The organism is Oleiphilus sp. HI0067, from assembly GCF_001635735.1.
The window spans coordinates 1-1,135 of the sequence record NZ_LWFI01000480.1; the positions used below are offsets into that span (position 1 = coordinate 1).

Sequence of the window (1,135 nt, forward strand, 5' to 3'; positions counted from 1 at the left end):
CGTGCTTTTAATGCCGTAAAATCTAGGAACCCAAAATTTACGGGCTTTTTAATCTTGTAGGCATAATCGCCGGTAAGAATAATCCACGAAATATGTGTTTCGATAAGCTCAAATTGACTGCACGCGTGTGGGTACGGCTTTGCTTCTAATAATGACTGAATCAGCGCTGAATTCATGTTTCCTCCGCAGTGTGGCAGGCACAATAACAGCAGAGCAAATTCCTGCAAAGTAAATCATGGCTAAATCCAAGCAAACTAAAAAAGCAAAAGCTGAACCGTCAAAATCTAAATCGCAAGCGACAAAGTCTCGCTCGTGGTTGTGGAAAGTTCTCGCGGTGTTATTCGTGTTTGTATTTGCTTGGCTTATCTATCTTGATGCACAAGTGCGTTATAAATTTGAGGGCAAGCGTTGGGCTTTACCCGCGCAAGTATTAGCACGTCCGTTAGAGTTGTTTGAGGGGCAAGCGCTAAATATTGACAATCTTGAGCAAGAGTTAGCCTTACTCAATTACGCTAAAAAAGCTCAACTCTCTGCCCCTGGTACTTATAAACGCTCGGCCAATCAAGTGCAGATTTTTCGTCGCGCTCATCGGACGATAGACGGTTCTCAACAAGCCTTGCGTTTGTCATTACGAATAGAGGGTGATGTCATCACTAGTCTTTCAACTGATGATGCAAAAGGCCAAGGTATTTATACCATTGAGCCGTATAAGATCGGGGGTATTTATCCAAAAACGCGTGAAGAAAGAGAGCTTATTGCCTACGAAAACATCCCGCCAGGGCTTGTGTCTGCCTTGTTGTCGACGGAAGACAGAGACTTCTTTACGCATTTTGGTATAGCGCCTTTGGCGATAGCCCGAGCGATGTACTTAAATGTGATGGCTGGTCGAGTTGTGCAGGGCGGTAGCACCCTCACGCAACAACTAGTGAAGAATTTTTACCTCACTCGTGAGCGAAGTATTGTCCGCAAAATCAATGAAGCCTTTATGGCATTGATGTTGGAGTGGCATTACAGCAAAGAGGATATCTTAGAGACCTACGTCAACGATATTTACTTGGGTCAGTCGGGCAATACGGCTGTGCATGGTTTTGCGATGGCAAGCCGATTTTACTTCGCTCGCAATCTTGAGAACCTT

General features: G+C 44.7%; 1 protein-coding gene. It reads left to right on the plus strand.

The features are described 5' to 3' along the window. Window positions 1-235: 235 nt before the first annotated feature. Window positions 236-1,135 (plus strand): transglycosylase domain-containing protein (locus A3739_RS05795; RefSeq protein ID WP_197472092.1); only part of this gene is annotated, 900 nt, incomplete at its 3' end.